The organism is Acinetobacter sp. N1-1, assembly GCF_056711485.1.
In genome coordinates this window covers 2,305,197-2,328,134 of sequence record NZ_JBWXUO010000012.1, presented here as the reverse complement: position 1 = coordinate 2,328,134, position 22,938 = coordinate 2,305,197, and the positions used below count along the sequence as shown (strand labels likewise).

Annotated in this window: 25 protein-coding genes; 19 read left to right on the top strand and 6 right to left on the bottom strand. The window is 36.4% G+C overall.

Translation table 11 applies throughout. The annotated features are described in order from the left end of the window. Nucleotides 1-18 precede the first annotated feature (18 nt). The gene (locus tag AC1MPL_RS11600) at nt 19-1,206 is read left to right on the top strand and encodes a glycosyltransferase (RefSeq protein ID WP_479766106.1); all 1,188 of its coding nucleotides are present in this window, start codon (nt 19-21) and stop codon (nt 1,204-1,206) included. Here AC1MPL_RS11600 and AC1MPL_RS11595 read toward each other — a convergent pair. Both AC1MPL_RS11595 and AC1MPL_RS11590 read right to left on the bottom strand, forming a co-directional pair. Next, nucleotides 1,197-2,513 carry an anthranilate synthase component I family protein gene (locus AC1MPL_RS11595; RefSeq protein WP_479766105.1) on the bottom strand — a complete coding sequence of 439 codons (1,317 nt, stop codon included), beginning with the start codon at nt 2,511-2,513 and terminating at the stop codon, nt 1,197-1,199. The genes AC1MPL_RS11600 and AC1MPL_RS11595 overlap by 10 nt on opposite strands. Before the next feature lie 68 nt (nt 2,514-2,581). Then, a complete protein-coding gene (locus AC1MPL_RS11590; protein WP_479766234.1) occupies nt 2,582-3,127 on the bottom strand; it encodes an NUDIX hydrolase in 546 nt (181 codons plus the stop codon). A gap of 233 nt (nt 3,128-3,360) precedes the next feature. Between AC1MPL_RS11590 and AC1MPL_RS11585 the strand changes: the two genes are divergently transcribed. The 6 genes from AC1MPL_RS11585 (at nt 3,361) to fghA (ending at nt 8,647) form a co-directional block, all read left to right on the top strand. Next, complete coding sequence (locus tag AC1MPL_RS11585) at nt 3,361-3,903, top strand: gamma carbonic anhydrase family protein (protein WP_479766104.1); 543 nt, start codon at nt 3,361-3,363, stop codon at nt 3,901-3,903. A gap of 82 nt (nt 3,904-3,985) precedes the next feature. Then, nucleotides 3,986-4,648 (top strand): tRNA (adenosine(37)-N6)-threonylcarbamoyltransferase complex dimerization subunit type 1 TsaB, encoded by a 663-nt coding sequence (tsaB, locus tag AC1MPL_RS11580; RefSeq protein WP_479766103.1) that lies wholly within the window; start codon nt 3,986-3,988, stop codon nt 4,646-4,648. A 3-nt stretch (nt 4,649-4,651) separates the two neighbouring features. Further along, nucleotides 4,652-5,473, top strand: a complete 822-nt coding sequence (locus tag AC1MPL_RS11575; RefSeq protein WP_479766102.1) for an undecaprenyl-diphosphate phosphatase — start codon at nt 4,652-4,654, stop codon at nt 5,471-5,473. Continuing rightward, nucleotides 5,473-6,279, top strand: a complete 807-nt coding sequence (locus AC1MPL_RS11570) for a class I SAM-dependent methyltransferase (RefSeq protein WP_479766101.1) — start codon at nt 5,473-5,475, stop codon at nt 6,277-6,279. Before AC1MPL_RS11575 ends, AC1MPL_RS11570 begins: the two co-directional genes overlap by 1 nt. Before the next feature lie 121 nt (nt 6,280-6,400). Continuing rightward, the gene (locus AC1MPL_RS11565; RefSeq protein ID WP_479766100.1) at nt 6,401-7,807 is read left to right on the top strand and encodes a C13 family peptidase; all 1,407 of its coding nucleotides are present in this window, start codon (nt 6,401-6,403) and stop codon (nt 7,805-7,807) included. A 9-nt stretch (nt 7,808-7,816) separates the two neighbouring features. After that, nucleotides 7,817-8,647 carry an S-formylglutathione hydrolase gene (gene fghA / locus AC1MPL_RS11560; RefSeq protein WP_479766099.1) on the top strand — a complete coding sequence of 277 codons (831 nt, stop codon included), beginning with the start codon at nt 7,817-7,819 and terminating at the stop codon, nt 8,645-8,647. On the opposite strand, the gene AC1MPL_RS11555 is transcribed toward fghA, so the two are convergent. Continuing rightward, a complete protein-coding gene (locus AC1MPL_RS11555) occupies nt 8,644-8,928 on the bottom strand; it encodes a DUF2218 domain-containing protein (RefSeq protein WP_479766098.1) in 285 nt (94 codons plus the stop codon). The genes fghA and AC1MPL_RS11555 overlap by 4 nt on opposite strands. A 144-nt stretch (nt 8,929-9,072) precedes the next feature. On the opposite strand from AC1MPL_RS11555, the gene rpe reads away from it, so the two are divergent. From rpe to AC1MPL_RS11500, 11 genes are all read left to right on the top strand, one after another. Continuing rightward, nucleotides 9,073-9,759 (top strand): ribulose-phosphate 3-epimerase, encoded by a 687-nt coding sequence (gene rpe, locus AC1MPL_RS11550; protein ID WP_479766097.1) that lies wholly within the window; start codon nt 9,073-9,075, stop codon nt 9,757-9,759. Between the two features lie 108 nt (nt 9,760-9,867). Then, nucleotides 9,868-10,362: a lipocalin-like domain-containing protein gene (locus tag AC1MPL_RS11545; RefSeq protein ID WP_479766096.1), complete on the top strand. Its 495-nt coding sequence runs from the start codon at nt 9,868-9,870 to the stop codon at nt 10,360-10,362. A gap of 231 nt (nt 10,363-10,593) precedes the next feature. Continuing rightward, entirely contained in the window at nt 10,594-11,799 is a 1,206-nt protein-coding gene (locus AC1MPL_RS11540; protein ID WP_479766095.1) for an OPT family oligopeptide transporter, read from the top strand. Beyond that, nucleotides 11,777-12,133, top strand: a complete 357-nt coding sequence (locus AC1MPL_RS11535) for an IS630 transposase-related protein (RefSeq protein ID WP_479763665.1) — start codon at nt 11,777-11,779, stop codon at nt 12,131-12,133. The genes AC1MPL_RS11540 and AC1MPL_RS11535 overlap by 23 nt, the downstream gene beginning before the upstream one ends. Then, on the top strand, nt 12,016-12,615 hold the full coding sequence (locus AC1MPL_RS11530; RefSeq protein ID WP_479766221.1) for an IS630 family transposase: 600 nt from the start codon (nt 12,016-12,018) through the stop codon (nt 12,613-12,615). Before AC1MPL_RS11535 ends, AC1MPL_RS11530 begins: the two co-directional genes overlap by 118 nt. A gap of 15 nt (nt 12,616-12,630) precedes the next feature. Then, nucleotides 12,631-13,524, top strand: coding sequence for an OPT family oligopeptide transporter (locus AC1MPL_RS11525; protein ID WP_479766094.1), 894 nt, complete (start codon nt 12,631-12,633; stop codon nt 13,522-13,524). An 87-nt stretch (nt 13,525-13,611) separates the two neighbouring features. After that, nucleotides 13,612-13,989 carry a hypothetical protein gene (locus AC1MPL_RS11520; RefSeq protein WP_479766093.1) on the top strand — a complete coding sequence of 126 codons (378 nt, stop codon included), beginning with the start codon at nt 13,612-13,614 and terminating at the stop codon, nt 13,987-13,989. Between the two features lie 40 nt (nt 13,990-14,029). Continuing rightward, nucleotides 14,030-15,910, top strand: a complete 1,881-nt coding sequence (locus AC1MPL_RS11515) for a copper resistance system multicopper oxidase (RefSeq protein ID WP_479766092.1) — start codon at nt 14,030-14,032, stop codon at nt 15,908-15,910. Then, a complete protein-coding gene (locus tag AC1MPL_RS11510) occupies nt 15,897-16,643 on the top strand; it encodes a copper resistance protein B (protein ID WP_479766091.1) in 747 nt (248 codons plus the stop codon). The genes AC1MPL_RS11515 and AC1MPL_RS11510 overlap by 14 nt, the downstream gene beginning before the upstream one ends. A gap of 56 nt (nt 16,644-16,699) precedes the next feature. Then, nucleotides 16,700-17,194 (top strand): methylated-DNA--[protein]-cysteine S-methyltransferase, encoded by a 495-nt coding sequence (locus tag AC1MPL_RS11505; protein ID WP_479766090.1) that lies wholly within the window; start codon nt 16,700-16,702, stop codon nt 17,192-17,194. Between the two features lie 33 nt (nt 17,195-17,227). Continuing rightward, nucleotides 17,228-17,860 carry a nuclease-related domain-containing protein gene (locus AC1MPL_RS11500; protein ID WP_479766089.1) on the top strand — a complete coding sequence of 211 codons (633 nt, stop codon included), beginning with the start codon at nt 17,228-17,230 and terminating at the stop codon, nt 17,858-17,860. Nucleotides 17,861-17,889: 29 nt separating this feature from the next. Here AC1MPL_RS11500 and AC1MPL_RS11495 read toward each other — a convergent pair whose 3' ends face one another. Next, nucleotides 17,890-18,657 (bottom strand): hydroxymethylpyrimidine/phosphomethylpyrimidine kinase, encoded by a 768-nt coding sequence (locus AC1MPL_RS11495; RefSeq protein ID WP_479766087.1) that lies wholly within the window; start codon nt 18,655-18,657, stop codon nt 17,890-17,892. Between the two features lie 91 nt (nt 18,658-18,748). Between AC1MPL_RS11495 and AC1MPL_RS11490 the strand changes: the two genes are divergently transcribed. Next, entirely contained in the window at nt 18,749-19,399 is a 651-nt protein-coding gene (locus AC1MPL_RS11490; RefSeq protein ID WP_479766086.1) for an HAD-IA family hydrolase, read from the top strand. Here the strand turns inward: AC1MPL_RS11490 and AC1MPL_RS11485 are convergent. Together AC1MPL_RS11485 and AC1MPL_RS11480 are read right to left on the bottom strand one after the other, a co-directional pair. Then, nucleotides 19,394-20,302 (bottom strand): DMT family transporter, encoded by a 909-nt coding sequence (locus AC1MPL_RS11485; protein WP_479766084.1) that lies wholly within the window; start codon nt 20,300-20,302, stop codon nt 19,394-19,396. The genes AC1MPL_RS11490 and AC1MPL_RS11485 overlap by 6 nt on opposite strands. 115 nt (nt 20,303-20,417) lie before the next feature. Next, complete coding sequence (locus tag AC1MPL_RS11480) at nt 20,418-22,631, bottom strand: OsmC domain/YcaO domain-containing protein (RefSeq protein WP_479766083.1); 2,214 nt, start codon at nt 22,629-22,631, stop codon at nt 20,418-20,420. Between the last annotated feature and the right edge of the window lie 307 nt (nt 22,632-22,938).

Genomic DNA, 22,938 nt, shown 5'->3' with positions numbered 1-22,938 from the left:
TATAAGTAGAAGAATAATATGAAAAAAATGACAATTTGTTTAAATATGATTGTCAAAAATGAGGCGAATATTATTGTAGAAACACTCAATAATATTCGCTCATTTATTGAAATTGATTATATTGTAATTTGTGATACAGGTTCATCTGATGGTACACAAGCAATAATTAAAAGTTATTTAGAAAAGCATAAACTGCGAGGTGAGATCCATGAACATGTTTGGAAAGACTTTTCTTACAACCGTAATATAGCGCTAGATTTATGTAAAGGTAAGTCGGATTATATTTTAGTTTTTGATGCCGATGATCGATTTTACGGAGATTTTATATTACCAACGACATTATCTCATGATATTTATCATCTTATTTTTAAAAGTGTTGAACGAGATTTCTTTTATACACGTAAATTACTTTTTCGAAATAATGAAATTGTAAAGTGGGTAGGCGTATTACATGAAAGTATCGTAAATGTAGAGCCAAATCTATCTGAATTAGAAGTTCAAGGAAATTATTACATTCAAACAGGTCATTTTGGTGCAAGAAGCCAAGATCCTCAAAAATATTTAAAAGATGCAGAGGTGCTTACACAGGCATTTGAGGATGAAAATGAAGATCTTCTTTTAAAAGCAAGATATGCATATTACGCCGCAACAGCATATTATAGTTATAACGATATTACTCAAGCCATTTTTTGGTTTAAGAAAAGAGTTGAATGTATACCTTTAACATCTAATAATTTTGAAAGTTATTTGGCTTGTCGTTATTTAGGTACTATTTATAAAGAACAGCAGTGTTTAGATCAAGCCATATTAGTTTGGTTGAAAGCCTGTAATATTGAGCCTTTATATCTTGAGTGTTTTTATGAGTTAAGTTTGCTCTATTCTGAGCAAGGCGAATATCAAATTTCTTATGATTTTATTTACTTAGCAAAACAAAAGAAAATACAAAAACAAGCTACAGCATCAGAGCGACTCATTCTAAATTATGGTATAGATTATCAGCTACTTACGATGGGTATTAATGTTGGTGAATACGATTGGGCTTATCAGGCATGGAAAGACTTACTCAAACAACCTTTCTATTCGAAAACGTTATCTGAAATAATCTTGAACCATCATGAAGTATTTCACTCTCGATTGCTCAAAGAAGACATGATAGTTAAGACATTTATACAAGAAAAATTAGAGTTACATAGAGGCTATGTTTGATACCAAGTGTTGATAAGATCAATCATGGCATTGACCTTATCAAAGCACTCTTGATATTCAGCTTCTTCTTCTGATGCAATAGTGATACCACCACCCGCCCAAATAGAAAGCTCATCTTGGTATTTTTGAATAGAACGTATCAGAATATTCCAACAGCCTGTACCATCTAAGTTGAAATATCCAAGTGAGCCACAGTATGCACCTCGTGGTTTTTGTTCTAACTCTTCAATAATTTCCATTGCTCGAATTTTGGGTGCGCCTGTAATTGAGCCACCCGGTAATGCTGTAAGTAGCATATGTAAGGGAGATGTTTCAGCAGTCAGAGTTGCTTGAATTTCACTTACCATATGGTGTACTTGCTTAAAACTTTCAATCTCAAAGAGTTTTGGGGTTTTTACTGATCCATTTTCAGCATACACACTTAAGTCATTACGTAGAAGATCTACAATCATTAGGTTTTCTGCTTGATCTTTTTCAGAGTTTTTTAATTTTTGTTTTGAAATTTCATCTTGGGTTTGATCTAAAAATCTTGGCATAGTGCCTTTAATTGGGCGCGTGCGTATTTCTCGATTGTTATGGAATTCAATAAATAATTCTGGGGAGCAACTGAGTAGCTCAAATTCATTTAGTTTGAGATAACCTGCATACGGTGCTTTTGTAAGTTGCCAAAAATTATCTGCTGTGGCAAGTAAGTTTCCTTGCGCTGTTGCTGAAAATTTTTGTGTAAGATTAATCTGGTAGCAGTCACCTGCACGTATATATTCTTTAACTTTTCGAAAAATTTGATTGTATTCTTGTCTTGACCATTCAGGTTGGCAAGATGTTTCGAGTTTGAATATTTGCTGAGGAAAAGATGCTGTAAGTTTTTTTATTACGAGATCATAGATTTCAGGTGCGTGTATTTCTGTACTATAAAAAACCCATTGATGATTTTCATATTTTAAGTATGAGTGATATAGGCCTAAATATGTAGCAGGTTGCTTATGCTGAGGATATGAAATACTTTGTTGGGCAGCATAGTCATAGCCTATAAATCCCATCCATCCGCCTGAAAAACCATGCGTATTTTTAGAGGGGTGCTGTAGCTTAATAAAATCAAGTGGGCTTTGATCATCTATAGGCTGATAAGAAAAGTCATTCTGTCTTTGAAAGAAAAGAGACTCATTTTGTACTAACCAATATTTTTCAGGTAAGAATCCGATTACGGGCTTGCCATAGTCTTGTAAGAAGATAATGCCATGCAGTTCTTGTAGTTGTTGCAGTACCTGTGCAGGAGAGAGTGTTAAGTCTGAGAGATTTTTTTGCATAACAAGATCTTAGCCACATTGTAGTGGCTATTTTACAAAGAATTGATAGTCTAGGGCAACATAAGTAATTAAAGCTTATGTGTTTCAGGATATATGGTTTCAAAATGTAGAGGGTATTGCTGGTTTTCTCTATCTTTGAAGTAATGAATGAGAGTTTGTTTTACACTTGGAAATGCTAGTGTATCCCATGGTATATTTTCCTCTTTGAAAAGGCGGGTTTCTATAGTTTCAGGCCCTGCTCCAAAAGTACCATTTTGAAGGTTTGCCTTGAATAGTGCATAGATTTGTCCGATATGTGGGATATCGTACATACAATATAAACCTTCAATATTAATCTTTGCTTCGGCTTCTTCAAAGGTTTCACGTGCTGCACCTTCAGCCATTGTTTCTGCAAGCTCCATATATCCAGCAGGTAATGTCCATAGCCCATAGCGAGGTTCGATGGCTCTTCGGCAAAGTAGAATTTGATCTTGCCAAATAACTAATGCCCCACAAATAACTTTGGGATTTTCATAGTGAATATTTCCACAAGAAAGACAGACTTGACGTTTTTTACTGTCACCTAATGGGATTTTTTTAATTGTTTCATGTCCACATTTTTGGCAGTAGTGCATCATCGTATTTCTTCTATATAGTTGAATTAATTTGCCGAATTTTATTATTTTGGCATGTCATCTAAAAAAAGTCAGCAATATTCCCGTTACAGTGATTGCTTTAAAATGAATAGAAATAGTTTTTGATTTATATAAACGATTTATTTGTTGATTTATAGTTAGAATTTAGCGTTTTTATTATGACTTAAATACTTAGTAGAAGTATCTTAAAACAATAGAAAAGGAGAAAAATAATGATGTATAAATATAATGGTTATGTACCCACAACTGCATGCACTCCTTGGGATGGCTGGATTGAAGAAACCGCAAATATTATTGGTGATGTTCATTTAGGGAGTAAAGTGAATATTTGGTTTGGTGCAATTGTAAGAGGAGATACAGGCAAGGTATGTATTGGGCATTATAGTAATATTCAGGCTTATAGTATTTTAGATATGGGATGTGCAGATCATTTAGATATAGGTCAGCATGTAAGTGTAGAACACCATGCAACATTACGTGGTTGTAAAGTTGGTGACTATACATTAATTGGTATGCACAGCATCGTTTCAGAAAATGCCGTAGTTGGAAGTTATTGTATAGTTGAAGCGAATACAGTAATAGAGGAAGGCCAGATTATTCCTGACTATTCAGTCGTTGCTGGTATGCCTGCAAAAGTCATTGCCAACGTTACAGAGAAAGATATACAAAGGATCCAGCATAAAGCATATGCTTCTTTTGAAGTAATTAAAAATTATAAAGAGATTGAGCCTTATTGGTTTAACGATAACGAATAATTATAAAGAGGGTATCGCAAAGCTTTTTAGAGTTGCGTATGATACCTTAAATTTTTAAGTTTCTCTCACAATAAGGGCATGCATGAAACTGCTAGCACTCGAAACCGCAAATGACCAATGTTCTGTTTGTTTGATGCGTGATCAAGATATTTTATTTAAAGTTTTAAGTGATCAAGCAAGAATGCAAACACAAACCTTACTCCCTATGATTGAGCAAGGCTTACAAACCTGTAACTTAACGACTGAAATATTAGATGTAATTGCATTTAGTCGTGGACCAGGATCTTTTAGTGGCGTTCGTATTAACGCGGCTGTTACGCAGGCACTTGCTTGGGCAAATGATTTGCCTGTAATTGGTGTATCTACGTTACAAGCATTGGCACAGGCAGCATATCGTGAGCATGGTTTGATGGCTGTTACTGCTGTGATTGATGCAAGAATGAAAGAAGTATATATCGCGAATTTTGAGTTGGATGATCGCGGTGTGATGCAAGCTGTGGACGCAGAACAACTGTTGAGTTATGCAGACGCAATGCAACATATTAAATTTACACCTGTAGGTTCTGGTGCAAACTTGTTGCAAGAAAATGCGATGTTTACTCAAGTTAAAGCAACTGCTGAAGATATTGCAAAAATTGCCATGTCGCTTGCTCAAGAAAAAAAATGGGTGAGTGCTGAAAATGCTCTGCCTGTATATTTACGTGATAATGCATGGAAAAAAATTTCTGAACAAGGCAAGTCTTAATTCATGGATCTTATTTTACTTTTTAAAGCCGCGATTATGGGCTTGGTGGAAGGTATAACCGAATTCCTACCAATCTCTAGTACGGGGCATCTTATTTTAACTGGTCAGTTACTCGATTTTTGGACACCTGAAAAGCGAGATATGTTTTCTGTTGCTGTGCAAATTGGTGCAATTGCAGCAGTTATTTATCAATATTGGAATAAGCTTTGGGGGGCACTTATTGGTGCGCTCACAGGTGATGAACAAGGACGCCGTTTAAGTATTAATTTGATTATTGCGACAATCCCTATTATGGCTGTGGGATTAACATTTGGCGAAACAGTAAAGTCCTATTTATTTAACGCAATAACAGTCGCAATTGCCTTAATTGTTGGTGGTTTTATTATTTTATGGGCTGAAAAACGACAACATAAAACAGTAAGTCATGAAGTAGAGCAACTTAGCTTTAAACAAGCTGTACTTATTGGTCTTATTCAATGTTTTGCGCTTATTCCAGGTACATCACGTTCGGGTTCTACTATTATCGGTTCTCTTTTTCTTGGTGTATCACGTAAAGCAGCCGCAGAGTTCTCTTTCTTTTTAGGGATTCCTGTTCTTATGGGAGCAGGATTACTCGATATGTATAAAATGCGCCATGATTTACATGTTGAAGATATGGAGGTTTTAGGTGCAGGGATTATTGTCGCTTTTATTTCGGCATTATTAGTGATTCGTGCATTAATTCGTTATGTGTCTAAACATGACTTTAGTGTGTTTGCTTACTATCGTATTGTGTTTGGTTTATTTATTTTAGTCACTTGGTGGACGGGCTGGGTAAATTGGTAATGCAATTTGTTTGTTGGTTTGAACAAGCGTATGAACAAAAAGCAAGCGAGATTGTAGATCGTCTACAATCTCGTGGTGTAAATGTCGATTTGCAACTTACTGAAAAAGTTAATGCAAAATTTCTTCGTTTACATCCTGAACTTGCTTTAGTTATAGATCGTGATGGTTTGAGTATTGCAGCACAAGGCATGAAAATGCAACCAGATTGGTATGCAGAAATTCCACGCTTAAAAAGAGCATCATTAAAAACAGAAATGTTAGCACGAGCGACACAGTCAAATGAACAGCCTATTCTTGTCGATGCAACAGCAGGTCTAGGTCATGATTCATTGCTTATGGCAAAATTTGGCGCACAGGTTAGGCTTGTTGAGCGTCATCCTATTTTATTTACGTTGCTTGAAGAAGCCTATGAAAGTGCAAAAAAAGATATATTTTTAGCATCAATAGCTGATAAAATTCAGCTTATATTTGCAGATTCAGCAAGCTATTTAGAACAGTTAGCACAGATGAGGCAAAGTGTTGATGTTGTTTATTTAGATCCCATGTTTCCACAAAGAGATCAAAACCAACAAGGACAAAAAAAACAAGCACAGGTCAAAAAACAAATGCAGCTTTTGCATATGCTATTGCCCGAACATGGTGAAATGGATTTAGGCGACCACCTACTTATAAAAGCAAGGAAAGTTGCAAAAAGAGTCATTGTAAAACGACCGCGTCATGCAGTATTTTTAAATAATGAAGAACCTAAGCATCAATGGTTAGGAGATGCATGTCGTTTTGATGCCTATTTCAATATGGACACATAAACAAGTTGTTGTTCGTTTTTGTAATGTAATGCCGTACAGCGTGAGATATCGATTAGACTGCATATACAGTGAATGAGCAATAACGTAAAAGCAACGTGATGTTGCTGGCCAGCAAAATCCTATGATAGATCTTAAACCTTCTATTAACTTTTGGCATGATTTAAAAAGTAACCAAGTCGCAGGCTTATGGCTATTTCTTGGTTCACGAAAATCATTACAAATCGTACACCCATCTATTTTTCAACTCCTTTTTTGGGGAGCTGTCGCTGCGAGTGTAAATACACTTTACAGTTGGATGGTTGCTGGTCAGGTTGGACATTTTAATTCACAAGGGCTTGTAAGTTATGCACTTTGGCCGTTTATTGCTTTGATTGTTGGGATTTTACTCTCGCAAAGAATGAACAACCCGAGATTGATGCTTGTTCCTGCATTGTTGTGGTTAGTACTAGACAGTAATGTGCTACTTATTCAGTGTTTTTTGCAGTACTTAGGCGATAATAACTTATTAAATTTCTTGCCAGACAGTATTTATAACTTTCTACCTACACTGTTTATGGTGTTTTTTGTATGGCAAAGTTTAGCTGTTATTTGGGTATTTTCTCGTGAGCTGAAATGGCCTTGGTGGGAAAGGGCACTGATTATGTTTGCTACAGTGTGTACTTTGGTTGTGTGGCAAATGTCCGTAAAACAACAGCCGATTTGGAAAGTTGATGATTCACCACCAACAATTTCAGAAGATGCACTATATGCTCAAGGAAACTTGCTTCGTCAAACACTAGAGCACATACAACTCGGTGACTTTTCACAAACGCATTGGTACTTTTTAGGTGTTGCGGGTGATAGTTATGATTCTGTTTTTAGCTCTGAAGTACAACGGATTAAATCGCAATTTGATACGCGATTTGGAACTTTAGGACGGTCTGTTCAATTAGTTAATGATCCTGATACACGCACAAAAATTCCTATTGCATCTGAAACAAGCATTCAGTTGGCACTTAATCGAATTGGCCAACAAATGAATAAAGATACAGATGTCTTATTTATGTACTTAACATCGCACGGTCTAGCCAATCATTTTGAACTTGAAAATGCACCTATTGATTTAAATCAGATCAATCCACAATGGCTACGAAGTGCTTTAGACAAGTCGGGTATTAAATGGCGCGTTATTGTAATTTCTGCATGTTACTCAGGTAGTTTTATACCTGCATTACAGTCTGATAATACGTTAGTAATTACAGCTTCTGCTGCTGACCGTTCATCGTTTGGTTGTAATAGTGAGTCGGATTATACTTATTTTGGTAGAGCCTTCTTCGATCAGGCGATGAGAGAGAAAAGTACGCTGCATGATGCCTTTACTGATGCACAAGCGACTGTTTCAAAATGGGAGAATGCGCAAGGTTTCGAACCTTCAGAACCACAATGGTCTTTAGGAAAAAATATGGAGCTGATGTTACCTCAGTTAGAAAAACATCTTTTCCCAAGCCCGATCAGCCCTAATCCAATGCCGTCGTCGACAACGCCTTAGGAAATTAAAATGAATTTATTACAGAAAAATTATTGTTTTGATGGTGAACAGTGTACTTATGAAATGTCATCTACCTATTTACAAGGAATAGCAAAATTTTCTGTATATATTCCACCACAAGCAAAACAGGAAAAATGTCCTGCTATTTTTTTTCTAGCAGGATTAACCAGTAATGAGGAAACTTTTGCAATAAAAGCCCATGCTCAAAATATGGCTTCTCAGCTTGGTTTAATACTTGTTATGCCAGATACATCACCACGTGGCGAAAGTGTGGCTGATGATGAGGCTTGGGATATCGGTCAAGGCGCGGGATTTTATATTGATACGCAACAAATACCTTGGAAAACACACTTTCAAATGGAGAGTTATATTGTTGAAGAGCTATATGCACAATTAATTAAAAACTTTCCAATAGATGCACGCCGTATAGGTATTATGGGGCATAGCATGGGTGGACATGGTGCGTTAACACTTGCATGGAAGTACCCGAATTTATTTAGATCGGTTTCTGCTTTTGCGCCTATTTGTGCAGCAAGTGAGTGTCCGTGGGGAGAAAAGGTTTTTTCTGCTTATTTGGGTAAAGATAGAAGTATTTGGAAAAATCACGATGCTGTTGCTTTGGTTGAGAAGCAAGGGGCATTGTTTTCTAATATTCTTATTGATCAGGGTTTGGCAGATCAATTCTACTCACAACTTCAACCTGAAAAACTAAAAGCAGTGTGTGAAAAGAAAGGACAGCCTTTAACCCTTCGATTCCATGATCATTATGACCATGGGTATTATTTTGTGCAGTCATTTATTGATGATCATTTGAAATTTCACTTTGACCATCTAAATTAAACTTCCGTATGTTGCCATGTCACATCAAAATCTTGGTGTGCCATACGGTTCAGATGGTCAATGACAACTTGCTCTAAACGGGCGAAATCGACATCATTACTTCCTTCAATAGATATATCTAAAGTTTTTTCTTTCGGGTAAAGAAACACTTTTGCATTTGGAAATGGAATAAAAAAAGCATTTTCCGTTTCTTCTACTTCAAACTTATGTTTCCAATGATTGAATAGTCTTTTTGCAATACGTCGTCCTTCTTCAGTATGAACTTGAGTAATGCTTTTCATGTCATATCCTTGTTTTAAACGAGAATTAATCTTAACAAGATAATGAGGATGGCGTGTAATAAAAATGTATTTAGGTGTTTTTATAAAAGATGCTGTCTAGATTTGTTATAATTGAACCATATCTGTTCACTGTTTGGGGTTTCCATGTCTAAGCCATATCTTATTGCACCATCTATTTTATCTGCTGATTTTGCTCGTTTAGGCGAAGAAGTTGAAAATGTTTTAAATGCAGGGGCAGATGTTGTTCATTTCGATGTTATGGATAACCATTATGTACCGAATTTAACGTTTGGTGCAGGTGTATGTAAAGCACTTAAAAACTATGGTATTAAAGCACCAATTGATGTGCATTTAATGGTCTCTCCAGTCGATCGTATGATTGGTGATTTTTTAGATGCAGGCGCGGATATTATTACGTTTCACCCTGAAGCTTCAGAACATATCGATCGTTCATTACAGCTTATTAAATCTGGTGGTGCAAAAGCAGGTCTAGTATTTAATCCTGCAACACCATTACATTATTTAGACTATGTTTTAGATAAAGTTGATCAAATACTACTGATGAGTGTAAACCCAGGTTTTGGTGGGCAGAAGTTTATTCCAATGACGTTGGATAAGTTACGTCAAGCACGTCAAATTATTGATGCTAGTGGTCAAGATATTCGACTTGAAGTGGATGGTGGTGTAACACCTGCAAATATTCGTGAAATTGCAGAAGCAGGTGCAGATATGTTTGTTGCAGGCTCTGCGATTTTTGGTAAACCAGATTATAAATCGGTTATTGATGAAATGCGTGCTGAATTAAATAAAGTAAATAAAATTGAAGTTTAAAATATAAAAAATATTATATCAGTCCTTATTTAATGGGCTGATATAATAATATATGTTCTATCTATAATTAAAATATATATAATGGACTTTTTACATTAGGGGAAAGTCATGTTTTTATCTAAGCACTATTCTATTTGTATCGCTTCAATTTTATTTTTGAGTCAGCATGTATCTGCAAATGCAATAGAGCAGCCTTCAATAGCCGGTTCATGGGTACTTGAAAGTTATAAGGTAGAAGATCAAGCAACACACCAGTTTATTCCTGCTATGGGCGATCATCCAACAGGTCGAGTTATTTTTACCGAAGATCATCGCATTAATTTTGTGCTTACAGGTGATAATAGAAGTAAAACAGCAACAACAGATACAGAAAAAGCAGCATTACTAGACTCTCTAATTGCATATACAGGTAGATGGTCTTTAAAGGAAAATCAATGGTGTACAGATGTTGAGTCTGCATGGAACCCAAAATGGGTAGGTACTCAGCAATGTAGAGAGTTTCATATACATGGCAATACATTAGATGTTTTAACGCCGTGGCGCCAAATGCCGAACTGGCCTGGTACAACACGTTCAATTATTACATTTAAAAAAGATATTTAAGTTTGTATAGTATCGCTTTTGCTTATTGCATAGGCGATACTAAATAATTTTTGTTTGAAATACGATCGTTTAAATCAATTTATAAATCACTATTCATTATATTGTCATAATTTTTACTAAGGTATAATCGCATTTTATTAAAATTAAAGTAAATATATTATAAATAGATATTAATTTATATTTTTATAGATTTTAAAGTAAATTAAAAATAGATGTAACAAGGAAGTATATATGTCCAGACCTTCATTCATTAATGACCCCTATGCAGGCTATAAAGAGCTGACATTACGAGGTGTTCTTTTAGGTATTATTATTACTATTATTTTTACTGCATCAAATATCTATTTGGGTCTTAAGGTGGGTTTGACCTTTGCATCATCAATACCTGCTGCTGTACTGTCTATGGCATTACTGAAGTTTGCAAAAGGTTCTAATATTCTCGAAAACAATTTAGTCCAGACACAAGCCTCGGCAGCGGGAACATTATCTTCGGTTATTTTTGTTTTACCAGGATTGTTAATGATTGGATATTGGCAACAGTTTCCATTTTGGCAGGTTTCCTTGCTGTGCTTAGGTGGTGGGATATTGGGAGTCTTATTTACTATTCCATTACGCCAAATTATGGTAGTAAAAAGTGATTTGCCTTATCCGGAAGGGATTGCAGCTGCTGAAATTTTAAAAGCGGGAACAGCGGGCACTGTTGTCAATGAGCAAGGGGTTGTACAGGAAGGTAAAGAAACAACACATGCCAAAGAAATTCTTTATGGTGGTGTGCTTGCTGCGGTGGTAAGTTTCTTTAATAGTGGGTTACGCGTGATCTCTGACAGTGCAAGCCTTTGGCTAAAAAGTGGTAACGCAATATTTCAAATACCTATGGGGTTTTCTCTTGCACTTTTAGGTGCAGGTAGCTTAATTGGGATGTCAGCAGGTGTGGCAATACTTGTTGGGGTTTTTATTGCATGGGGTATTGCAGTACCTCTGCTGTCGAGTTGGGCACCATTGCCTATCGGTGCTGAAATGACACAGTATGCACATCAACTTTGGGCTTCAAAAGTCCGATTTATGGGCGTGGGTACAATCGGTGTTGCATCAATTTGGACTTTAATCATGCTGTTTAAGCCTATAGTTGAGGGAATCCGATTATCTATACGTGCATATCAACAAAAAGATGAAAATGTAACGTACGTTCGTACGGAGCAAGATTTAGCGCCACGTCATATATTTGTTATTATGCTTGGAACAGTTTTTATTCTTTTTGCAACATTTTATTATTTTATTGTCCATGCTTATATTGCTGTGCCAATGGCATGGCTATTTGTAGTTTTAGTGACATTTATCACTTTTATTATTGGTTTTTTTATTGCTGCTGCTTGTGGTTATAGTCAAACAATCAAAAATATAAGACAATATGGAAATGAGTTATTCAGAACATTTTAGACGAAAAGTTATAGCGAAGCTTGAGGAAGGACATTCCATACGAGCGGTATCGACACAATTTGAGATTGATAAAAATACAATTTTGAGTTGGAAAAAAAGAATTGAGGTTAAAAGAACTCGCCCACGGAAACCTTTTAAAATTGAGGATGATGCACTACGTGCTGATGTTGAGAAATATCCAGATGATTATCAATATGAGCGTGCTGTACGCTTTTCCTGCTCAGCTGCATCTATTGGTTATGCATTAAAACGTTTAGGAATCACAGTGAAAAAAAGACCTTACGCCATCCACAAGCAAAAGAATCCCTCAGATCCGCATTCACCAAAGCTTTAGATCATCTTCAAAAAAAGCATCCCATTGTTTATCTTGATGAAAGTGGGTTTAAATCACACGATTATCGACCTCATGGTTACTCTCCTAAAGGAGCACCATGTTATGGATTATTTAATTGGCAATTAAATAATCAGACCAATGCCATTGGTGCATTGTATGAAAATAAGTTGTTTAGCGTTGGGCTATTCAATTGTAAAATTAATTCAGATGTATTCCATTTCTGGGTAGAGCATTTTCTTATTCCTGAATTACCTAGACACAGCATCATTGTGATGGATAATGCGACGTTTCACAAACGAGCAGACACACAGGAGTTACTAGAACATCATGGGCATCATATTTTATGGTTACCGCCTTATAGTCCTGATTTGAATTCCATTGAAAAGACATGGGCATGGATTAAGAAAAAGAGAAAAGAATGGCAAGAGGATTGTATTGATCGACTCTTTCAGATGTTTTTTCATGTCTGTATGAGTAATTAGATTGTTTGACTATATATGGCAGGCATTGTAGGTTCATCTTCAAGTCCTATTTCAGGCATTGGTATTTTATCTGTCTTGGCTATTGCAACGGCATTACTTGGGCTAGGGCATGTAACACATATTTTGTCGACAGCAGATGGGATAAAGTTTTTAACAGCATTGACATTATTTGCGACGTCTGCAATTTTGGCGATTGCTACTATTTCGAATGATAATTTACAGGATTTAAAAACTGGTTATTTGGTTTCAGCAACGCCTGCAAAACAGCAAATTGCACTGATTATTGGGTCGATTATAGGGGCATTGGTCATTGCACCTGTGGTTGAACTTTTATACCAAGCATATGGCTTTACAGGCGCAATGCCTAGAACAGGTATGGACACAGCCCAAGCATTGGCTGCACCGCAGGCATTATTGATGACAACCATTAGTCAAGGTATTTTCTCGAAAAGTTTAGACTGGTCATCGATTGGTTTGGGTGCAGTGTTGGCAGTAGCATTGATTATCTTAGACTTCTTTTTAAAAAAGGCATCAAAACAAAAGCTATCACTCCCCGTTTTGGCTGTAGGTATGGGAATTTACTTACCTCCAAGTGTAAATATGCCACTTTTTATTGGCGCATTTATTTTTTGGGGAATGCAAAAATATATTGCTAAGAATAAAGATGAAGATACGGTTAAAAGAATAGAGCAAAAGGGAACATTGTTTGCAGCAGGACTTATTGTTGGAGAAAGTCTGATGGGTGTGATTCTTGCAGTTATTATAGTTTTTTCTGTGAGTGCTGGTGGCTCTGATAGTCCATTGGCCATTCATATACCCGCATCATGGAAGAGTCTACAGGATATTTTAGGTTTTATTTCTTTTGCTGTCGTGAGTTTTATTTTTATTAGACGATCGTTAAAACTTTAAATATTAATGGCTATGAAAAATGTTTGAATCATGCCTTAATGTCTATTATCATCAAGGCGTGATTTTTCTCTTATTTTATATATGCGCATGTCAAATATCTTTCAGCTTGCATTGAGGTTGCTTATTGCTTTTGCAATTGGCTGCTTTGGCATGGTGAATGCAAAAATGCGAGTTGCATATATTGATATTGAAAAAAATCATGAAATTTCGATGCAGCATCATAAAATGATGAAAGTGCATTGTGTAGATAAAGAAATGGTTAAGCAACCTCATGAACATACAATAAGTTGCATAAACTGTCAGATTTTACATTGTCAAAATATTAATTATGCATTAGCAGATCATGAGGCGGTACTTCAACCGTTATCTACACATATAAAGATTTTAGAAAGTCCTCCAGTTGAGTATTACTTAGCCACTTTGAGTGGTCATTTACAAGAGATTCTTCGCCCTCCAAGAGTATAGCCTTTTTATAAATCTCTATTTTTATTAAAAGGTTATATTTATGTTGCATCAATTATTTCGCCTATTTATTATAGGTTTCTGTAGTGTGCTGTCACAGTTTTGTGTTGCGGCAATTAAAGAATATCATTTAGATATTAATGAAAAAACTGTCAATCTTACAGGTAAATCTGTCCCTAAAATTACTGTCAATGGTGAGTTGCCTGCGCCTAATTTAACCTTTACAGAAGGTGATGAGGCAGTAATTCATGTACATAATTCTTTAAAGAGTAAGCCAACCTCTGTGCATTGGCATGGGATTTTATTGCCTAATGATATGGATGGTGTACCAGGGTTAGGTGGTTTTAAAGAAATTCAGCCAAATGGGGATTTTACATATCGTTTTAAACTGCGCCAAAGTGGCACATATTGGTACCATGCGCACAGTGAAGGGCAAGAACAAGATGGTTTGTATGGTGCTTTTGTAGTCTATCCAAAGGACAATAAACCTTTAACGACAACTGAAAAAGTACAACAAGATTATGTGGTGATGCTGTCAGATTTCCATACATCTTCAAGTAAAACGATTATGAAGAATCTTAAAAAATCGCCCGATTATTATCAAAATCAGCGTGAAACAATGACAGATGTACTTCATCAGGTACAGCAACAAGGCATTAAAGAGACTTGGCAAGACCGTAAAATGTGGAACCAAATGCGTATGCTCAAAACAGATTTGAGTGATGTAACAGGTTATACATTTTTAATGAATGGCGAGACACCTCAGCAAAACTGGACAGGGTTATTTGAACAAGGGAATCGTATTCGCTTACGTTTTATTAATGCTTCAGCAATGTCTTTTTTTGATGTGCGAATTCCAAACTTAAAAATGACGGTTGTGAGTGCAGATGGACAGCCTGTAAAACCTGTAAGTGTAGATGAGTTTCGTTTCGGTGCGGGTGAAACGTATGATGTGATTGTTGAACCAAAGGAAGACAATTATCAAATTCAAGCAGAATCGATTGATCGAACAGGTTTTGCAATTGGAAATTTACATAATAAGGCATCGAAGCGTGCCGATTTTGTGATGCCAAAGCATAGACCACGAGCATTATTGAATATGCAAGATATGGGTATGTCACATGATGAAATGGCAGGCATGAATCACTCAAAAAATAACATGGATATGTCTAAGCACTGTATGAAAGGTATGGATATGCCAAATGATACTATGGGGCAAATGGATATGTCAGAGCATCAGATGCACATGAGTCATATGAATATGTCGGGTCATGAGATGCAAAGCATGAGTATGCCAGAAAAAACTTCATCGGATATGGTCAAATATGACTCTGTGGATGGTTGGGACAATGCTTCTACACCTAAAGGTTTGAAGATGTTACAGTATCAAGATTTACAATCTTTAATGCCTCAAAAAGATCAACGACCTGCTGATAAGACCATTGTCATGAATTTAGATGGCAATATGGAGCGTTATATTTGGGAAATTAATGGTAAGAAATATAGCCAAGCGACGCCATTTAAAGTGAAATATGGGGAGCGTGTTCGTCTAACTTTTGTTAACCATACAATGATGGCGCACCCTATGCATTTACATGGTATGTTTTTCCAGCTTGAAAATGGTCAAGCAATGCAAAATATGCCAAGTAAACATACAGTGATAGTTCCTCCTGGAAAAACAGTGAGTGTGTTGCTTACAGCAGATGAAGCAGGTGAATGGGCATTACATTGTCACTTGTTGTATCACATGGCCGCAGGCATGATGAATACATTTATTGTGGCTACGCCTGACAAATCATCACCATCACAAGTGATAGAGCCTCCTGTAAATCCTGTACAAAAAGAACAGCATCAACACCATGCAGATATGGACATGTCTGACAGGATGTCTATGCCAATGGGAGATCACCATGCACATCATTAAAGCATTTCAATTGTTAACTGTCGTGAGTCTTGTCTTGTCTGCAATGCAAACATGGGCGGGTGATATGGAAATGATGGATCATCAACATGGTGGAGCGATATATCAGGCGACAACGGTTGATAGTGAGTGGCTTATGAATCGCCGTGGAGAAGGGCAACTCAATGCGGGGCTAAAAACTTGGGTTGGTACTGATGAAAATAAACTTGTCATTGAAGCTGAGATGAATAAGGATGAGTCAGAGCGTCATGCTTATCAAATCTCTGCTTTATATAGCCGTAATGTTGCAACTTTTTGGGATGCTCAAATTGGTGCAAGATATAGAAATGATCTTAATAAACGTGAGAATAAAAGTGTTGTCGATGGCGTTGTTGGCTTACATGGACTAGCACCTTATTTCTTTGAAACTGAAGCTTATTTGTATGTTGGTCAAGATAATTATGTTGCATTGTCTTTAAATAGTAGCCGTGATTTTTTACTTACACAAAAATTGATTACTCAACCGTATATTAATGCGACTGTAGTCGTGAGCGATAAAGCAAGAACTGCGCAGAAAACTGGTTTATCTGAACTTACTACTGGTATTCAAACACGCTATGAAATTACAAAAAATGTAATGCCTTTTATCGATTTAGCATATAAATATGATAAAGGTTTGAAGCAAATAGCTTGGCAAAGCTATACAGAGGCTGAAGAAAGCTTTTACTATGGTGCGGGGCTAACATTTAAGTTTTAACTTTTTATTAAGTATGGTCGTTCTTGAGCGACCATACAATTTAGGATGAAAGGCAAATGGATTTATTTGAAATGGGCATGGATAGCCCTTTAGGTAAACTTAGACTAATTGCACATGATTGTGCTTTGGTTGCAGTATGTTGGCCAGATGCTAATATTAGCATGTTTGCAAAGAAACAATTCACTGTTCAAGATAATCATCCCATATTAAGCTTAGCACGATGTCAACTTAACGAGTATTTTGATAAAAATCGCCAAGTTTTTGATATACCATTAGATTTTTTAGGTGGAACACCATTTCAACAGGCTGTATGGCGTGCACTTATGAATATACCTTTTGCAACAACATGGAGTTATTCGGATGTTGCATCTTATTTGAATAATCCTTTGGCAGTTCGTGCAATTGGTGGAACTATTGGCAAAAATCCACTTTCGATTGTTATTCCTTGCCATCGTGTGATTGGTAAAAATGGTAAACTTACGGGATTTGCGGGTGGCTTAAACCGTAAAAAAGATTTATTCGAAATTGAAAACATTAGAATTGATGTATAATAAATCACTGAAAATTTTGAGTTAATTTATTCCGTGTTGTTTTATTTATTTATTGCTGTTCTTGTCTTTGTTGTTTTAGGGGTTATTTCTTCTCCCAAATTTAAGGGAAAAGTAGGCGAAAGTATTGTTCATTTACATTATAAAAGGTATTTAGATAACGATAAATACGTACTTATTAATAATTGTACATTGCCAACGAGTAATGGTGGAACAACCCAAATTGATCATATTTTATTAAGTCCTTATGGTATTTTTGTCCTTGAAACAAAGAACTATAAAGGGTGGATTTTTGGTGATAAATTCCAGAAACAATGGACACAATCTTTTCCTAAAAGTAAACATCGTTTTCAAAACCCATTGCATCAAAATTATAAACATACCAAAGTTTTGGGTGAATTGTTAGAAAGCCAAATGTCTTTTGATTTAAGTCATATCTATTCAGTTGTGGTATTTGTTGGAGAGTGTGAGTTTAAGACAGAAATGCCTGAAAATGTTTTACATGGCAAGGCTTGGGTGAGTTATATTAAACAGTTTGATGCACCTGTCTTATCGCAAGTTGCTATGAGAAAAGCACAATATTTAATTGAAGAACATAGTTTAGAGCGTAGTAGAAAAACCGATAAATTGCATGTGAGTAACTTGAAAAGTGCGCATCAAGGCAAATGAAGCATAAGTAAATTATGCTTCATTTTTATTTAGAAGCGTTTTGGTATTTTTTGTCCATTAGCTACGGGCGTTTCAGCATTTTTAAGCACACCAAATAACCATGTTTCTGCATGATGAACAGCCTGTTTGATATGATCTCCCTGAGCTAAGCGACCTGCAATAAAGCTTGCTAAAGAGCAACCTGAACCATGAAACTCACCCTCTAATCGAGGGCAACGTGTTTCAGAGATAACCTCGCCATGAATGTAGAGCGTATTTAAAATATGGTCAGGGGTATCTTCATGCCCGCCTTTTACAAGCACAGCTTGCGCACCCATTTTAAATAGTGCCTGTGCTGCTTCATGGATGTCATCTAAGCCTGTAAGGGCTCTAAGTTCGACTGTGTTGGGGGTAATAATAGTTGCAAGTGGAATCAGTGATTTAAACGCTTGTACGAGAGTTGCTTGATCACCTAGTGAGCCACCACTATTGGCAACTAAAACAGGGTCAAGTACATATAAATAATTGGGATGCTCATTCAAAAAATGTGCAAGTGCAAAGATGTTATCTGTTGTACCTAACATTCCTGACTTTACACAACGAATGGGTAAGTCTTTAACAACTGCATTAGCTTGTGCAAGGAGTAATTCTTTAGGTGTTGCTTCAAAGCCAAATACCTGTTGAGAGTTTTGAATAGTAAGCGCTGTACAGGCAATGGCTGCATGTGCGCCACTTTGCCCAATGGCTTCAATATCTGCTTGTAGTCCTGCACCGCCTGAAGGGTCTAAACCTGAAAAACAAAGTACTGTAGAACGCACGTAGAGATCTCCTTATTTGTTACACTTATGGCTAGTATAGGATAAGTTAAAAAAAACTTCTGAGTTCTTTTAAGAGAGTAAAAGGTGAGGCATGAATCAGGTCAAGTATATATTGTTGGATTTAGATGGAACACTGACAGACCCTAAGCAAGGAATTCATGCGTGTATTCATCATGCAATGAATAAGCTGGGTGTTCCATTAGCTAAAAATACTGATTTAGATTGGACGATTGGACCACCCTTGAAGCATTCATTTGAAATTTTATTAGATGTTATGGGTAAAAAAGAAGATGCAGAACAAGCACTTATTTTTTATAGAGAGCGTTTTGCAGATATAGGATTATTTGAAAATCAAGTTTATCCTAAAGTAAAGGAAACATTAAACATACTCAAAAATAAAGGCTATGTACTTTATTTGGCAACCGCAAAACCACAAATATATGCACAGCGTATTTTGGCACACTTTGAATTGTTGGAATATTTTAAATATGCGTATGGTAGTGAGTTAAATGGCGACCGTACCAATAAAGCAGACCTGATTGCTTATATATTACAAGAAGAAAATCTTGATGCATGTAAATGTATAATGGTGGGTGATCGTCAATATGATATTTTGGGTGCAAGACACCATCAAATAGAGACTATTGCAGTAGATTATGGTTATGGTACAGCAAAAGAGTTAGATGATGCCTCGCCTAAATATAGAGTGCAAAGTTTCAATCAAATTATAGATATTTTATGATTCGTTTTGTGTGTGCTTGCTCTTTTTTCTTTTAAAGAAGGAGGGGTGTAATTCACTGAGTAGTACACCTAAGATAACTAGGATGCTTCCAAAAATTGCGTACTCAGACAGTCTTTCTCCTGCAATGCGTCCAATAAGCCCTGCCCAAACAGGTTCACCTGCATAAATAACGGTTGCACGAGCGGGGTATACAAATTGTTGTGCCCAGTTCATTGTAAATTGAATAATTGCACTTGCTAAACCAATGCAGATAATAATTAAAAGTAGTGTCCATGAAAAATTAGGTAAATGGTGTTCTCCTACAAGTGGCATGCTTATAAAGGCAGCCAATGAGGTGAAAATAAGTTGAATAATTGTTACCCGTCGTGGATTGACTTTATTTGCAAATAATCCAATAAAAATAATTTCAAATGCAGTTGCAACTGCACCAAATAAAGTAAGTAATTGCCCTTTATTAAGTGAGATATTTAGAGAGTGGTTTCCTGTAAGTAAAACCAAACCCATAAAAGCACATATAATACCAACCCATGTCATAAATCTTGGTGCTTTTTTAAAGATGATCCACTGAAGTAAAGGCACCATAGGAACATAAATCGCGGTTAGAAAGGCAGACTCTGTACTGAGAATCGTCTGTAAACCTAGAGTTTGTGCACCATATCCAACAGCCATCATTAGTCCAATACACGCGCCTGCAAGAAAGTCGAGCCATGTCACTTCTTTTAATGTTTTCCATGAGATGAGACAAATAACAACTGAAGCAGCTGCAAAACGGCAGCCAACAAAAAACATTGGGCTACTTAGGGTAAGCGCATACTGTACGGTTAAAAATGTACCACCCCAAATAAAGGTAATAAAGATAAGTGTAAGTTCGGGAAAGTGTGAGTGTTGCGTAATACGACGCATTAAAGCGATCTCAATTAAAATTTAAATCTTAGAGGTATTATATCGTTTTTATAGTTCGTGTAGAGAGTCGGTTTATGAAGCCACTGACTGTTTGAGTGGCTTCATAAGAGAAAAATTATAAGAACATATTAGGTTCTTTAGCTGCTTTTGCACGTGCTTCATGAAGCTTCTTATAGCTATCAATTAGGCGGAGGTGACGATCTAGACCTTCAAGTTTCATACTCGTTGGTGTTAAACCATAGAAACGAACGTCACCTGTGATAGAGCCAAGAGCAGCATCCATTTTTTCGTCACCAAACATTTTACGAAAGTTTGTTTCGTAGTTGCCGAGTTCTAATTCCTCATTTAATGTGACTTCTAAAACAACGTTGAGTGCTTGGTAGAATAGACCACGGTCTACTGTGTTAGTGTTGTACTGTAGAAATGCTTCTACTAAGTCTTTTGCAGTTTCAAAATCTTGTAGTGCAACATAAATAAGTAGTTTGAGTTCTAAAATAGTAAGCTGACCCCAAACCGTGTTGTCATCAAACTCAATACCAATAAGGGTTGTAATGTCGATATAGTCATCAAGTTCACTTTCCTCAAGGCGCTCAACCAGCGCTTCAAGCTGTTCGTTATCTAAACGGTGTAAGTTTAGAATATCTGAGCGGAATGCTAAGGCTTGGTTGGTGTTATCCCAAATGAGATCCTCTACTAAATATACCTCAGAGTAGCCAGGTACTAAAATACGGCAAGCAATTGCACCTAAATCATCATAAACAGCCATGTACACTTCTTTGCCAAGATCTTTTAAAATCGCAAATAGCTTTTCGGCTTCTTCTACATTCGATGCCTCACCTTGGTTTGAGAAATCCCATTCGACAAAATCAAAATCAGATTTTGAGCTAAAGAAACGCCAAGAAACTACACCGCTTGAGTCGATGAAGTGTTCTACAAAATTATTTGGCTCGGTGACAGCATGGCTTCTAAAGGTTGGCTGTGGTAAGTCATTTAAACCTTCAAAGCTACGACCTTGTAGTAACTCTGTGAGACTACGCTCTATAGCAACTTCTAAACTTGGATGTGCGCCAAAAGATGCAAAAACACCACCTGTACGTGGGTTCATAAGCGTGACACACATCACTGGGAATTGACCGCCTAAAGATGCATCTTTAACGAGTATAGGGAAACCTTGCTCTTCTAAAGCTTTTATACCTGCTTGAATGCTTGGGTATTTCGCTAGAACATGCTCAGGAACATCAGGTAAACTAATTTCTTTCTCTAAAATTTCACGTTTAACTGCACGTTCAAAAATTTCAGATAGGCATTGTACTTGTGCTTCTGCTAATGAATTTCCTGCACTCATTCCATTACTTAAGAATAAGTTTTCAATTAGATTTGATGGAAAGTAAACGGTTTTACCGTCAGACAGACGCGTATAAGGTAATGAACATATGCCACGCGCCGTATTTCCTGAGTTTGTATCGTATAGATGTGAGCCGCGAAGTTCACCCTCAGGGTTATAAATATTTAAGCAGTGTGCATCTAAAATTTCTTCAGGTAGTTCATCATCATGCCCTGGTTTAAACCAGTGTTCATTTGGATAGTGTACAAATTCTGCATTAGCAATATCCTCACCCCAAAATTGATCATTATAAAAGAAGTTACAGTTTAGACGTTCAATAAATTCACCAAGAGCAGAAGCAAGCGCACTTTCTTTTGTTGCACCTTTACCATTGGTAAAACACATCGATGAATGAGCATCTCGAATGTGTAATGACCATACATTTGGTACAATATTACGCCATGATGCAATTTCAATTTTCATGCCGAGGTTTTCCAAAATACCTGACATGTTTGCAATGGTTTTTTCTAAGGGTAGGTCTTTACCTAAAATATATGTCCCATTGTTATTGTCTGTACTTGGAATTAGTAGTGCTTGAGCATCTGCATCTAAGTTATCTACTTCTTCAATAATAAACTCAGGACCATTTTGAACAACACGTTTTACTGTGCAACGATCAATCGATCTTAGAATACCCTGACGGTCTTTTGCTGAGATATCTGCAGGTAATTCAACTTGAATTTTAAAGATCTGCTGATAGCGGTTTTCAGGATCTACAATATTATTTTGTGAGAGGCGAATATTTTCAGTGGGAATATCTCGAGTTTGACAATAAAGCTTTACAAAGTAGGCAGCGCATAAAGCAGAAGATGCAAGAAAGTAGTCGAAAGGTCCCGGCGCTGAACCATCTCCCTTGTAACGGATGGGTTGATCGGCAACAACTGTAAAGTCATCAAATTTGGCTTCAAGTCGAAGATTGTCGAGAAAATTGACCTTAATTTCCATACTGGCACCTAATATTTCTTCACCAAATAATGGTTTAGTGAAAAAGTTAATTTTATAAGGAGAAGATAAGCGTAAGTTTTGTCATGAAAATGACAGCTTCAAGTATAAAAGGAACTGAAGGAATTATCATGGATAGATGAGGGTTATTCATCTTGTTTGTGTTACTTGTGGTTAATAAGTAGACGTTTTTCAAAGTGTTTGATGAAATGTGTTATAAAAAAATTATATTATTTATTTTAAGTACCAATGCTGAATGACGATAGCACTTCTATAGGTTAAACAGTCAAAGGTATGGTAAGCCAATATT

Coding starts and splice junctions, on each gene's coding strand:
- AC1MPL_RS11525 (WP_479766094.1), top strand. CDS start 12,631: ATGGCAGGCATTGTAGGTTCATCTTCAAGTCCTATTTCAGGCATTGGT.
- AC1MPL_RS11485 (WP_479766084.1), bottom strand. CDS start 20,302: ATGCGTCGTATTACGCAACACTCACACTTTCCCGAACTTACACTTATC.
- AC1MPL_RS11600 (WP_479766106.1), top strand. CDS start 19: ATGAAAAAAATGACAATTTGTTTAAATATGATTGTCAAAAATGAGGCG.
- AC1MPL_RS11540 (WP_479766095.1), top strand. CDS start 10,594: ATGTCCAGACCTTCATTCATTAATGACCCCTATGCAGGCTATAAAGAG.
- AC1MPL_RS11535 (WP_479763665.1), top strand. CDS start 11,777: ATGAGTTATTCAGAACATTTTAGACGAAAAGTTATAGCGAAGCTTGAG.
- AC1MPL_RS11585 (WP_479766104.1), top strand. CDS start 3,361: ATGATGTATAAATATAATGGTTATGTACCCACAACTGCATGCACTCCT.
- AC1MPL_RS11570 (WP_479766101.1), top strand. CDS start 5,473: ATGCAATTTGTTTGTTGGTTTGAACAAGCGTATGAACAAAAAGCAAGC.
- tsaB (WP_479766103.1), top strand. CDS start 3,986: ATGAAACTGCTAGCACTCGAAACCGCAAATGACCAATGTTCTGTTTGT.
- AC1MPL_RS11480 (WP_479766083.1), bottom strand. CDS start 22,631: ATGGAAATTAAGGTCAATTTTCTCGACAATCTTCGACTTGAAGCCAAA.
- AC1MPL_RS11520 (WP_479766093.1), top strand. CDS start 13,612: ATGTCAAATATCTTTCAGCTTGCATTGAGGTTGCTTATTGCTTTTGCA.
- AC1MPL_RS11545 (WP_479766096.1), top strand. CDS start 9,868: ATGTTTTTATCTAAGCACTATTCTATTTGTATCGCTTCAATTTTATTT.
- AC1MPL_RS11575 (WP_479766102.1), top strand. CDS start 4,652: ATGGATCTTATTTTACTTTTTAAAGCCGCGATTATGGGCTTGGTGGAA.
- fghA (WP_479766099.1), top strand. CDS start 7,817: ATGAATTTATTACAGAAAAATTATTGTTTTGATGGTGAACAGTGTACT.
- AC1MPL_RS11505 (WP_479766090.1), top strand. CDS start 16,700: ATGGATTTATTTGAAATGGGCATGGATAGCCCTTTAGGTAAACTTAGA.
- AC1MPL_RS11510 (WP_479766091.1), top strand. CDS start 15,897: ATGCACATCATTAAAGCATTTCAATTGTTAACTGTCGTGAGTCTTGTC.
- rpe (WP_479766097.1), top strand. CDS start 9,073: ATGTCTAAGCCATATCTTATTGCACCATCTATTTTATCTGCTGATTTT.
- AC1MPL_RS11565 (WP_479766100.1), top strand. CDS start 6,401: ATGATAGATCTTAAACCTTCTATTAACTTTTGGCATGATTTAAAAAGT.
- AC1MPL_RS11595 (WP_479766105.1), bottom strand. CDS start 2,513: ATGCAAAAAAATCTCTCAGACTTAACACTCTCTCCTGCACAGGTACTG.
- AC1MPL_RS11490 (WP_479766086.1), top strand. CDS start 18,749: ATGAATCAGGTCAAGTATATATTGTTGGATTTAGATGGAACACTGACA.
- AC1MPL_RS11590 (WP_479766234.1), bottom strand. CDS start 3,127: ATGCACTACTGCCAAAAATGTGGACATGAAACAATTAAAAAAATCCCA.
- AC1MPL_RS11555 (WP_479766098.1), bottom strand. CDS start 8,928: ATGAAAAGCATTACTCAAGTTCATACTGAAGAAGGACGACGTATTGCA.
- AC1MPL_RS11515 (WP_479766092.1), top strand. CDS start 14,030: ATGTTGCATCAATTATTTCGCCTATTTATTATAGGTTTCTGTAGTGTG.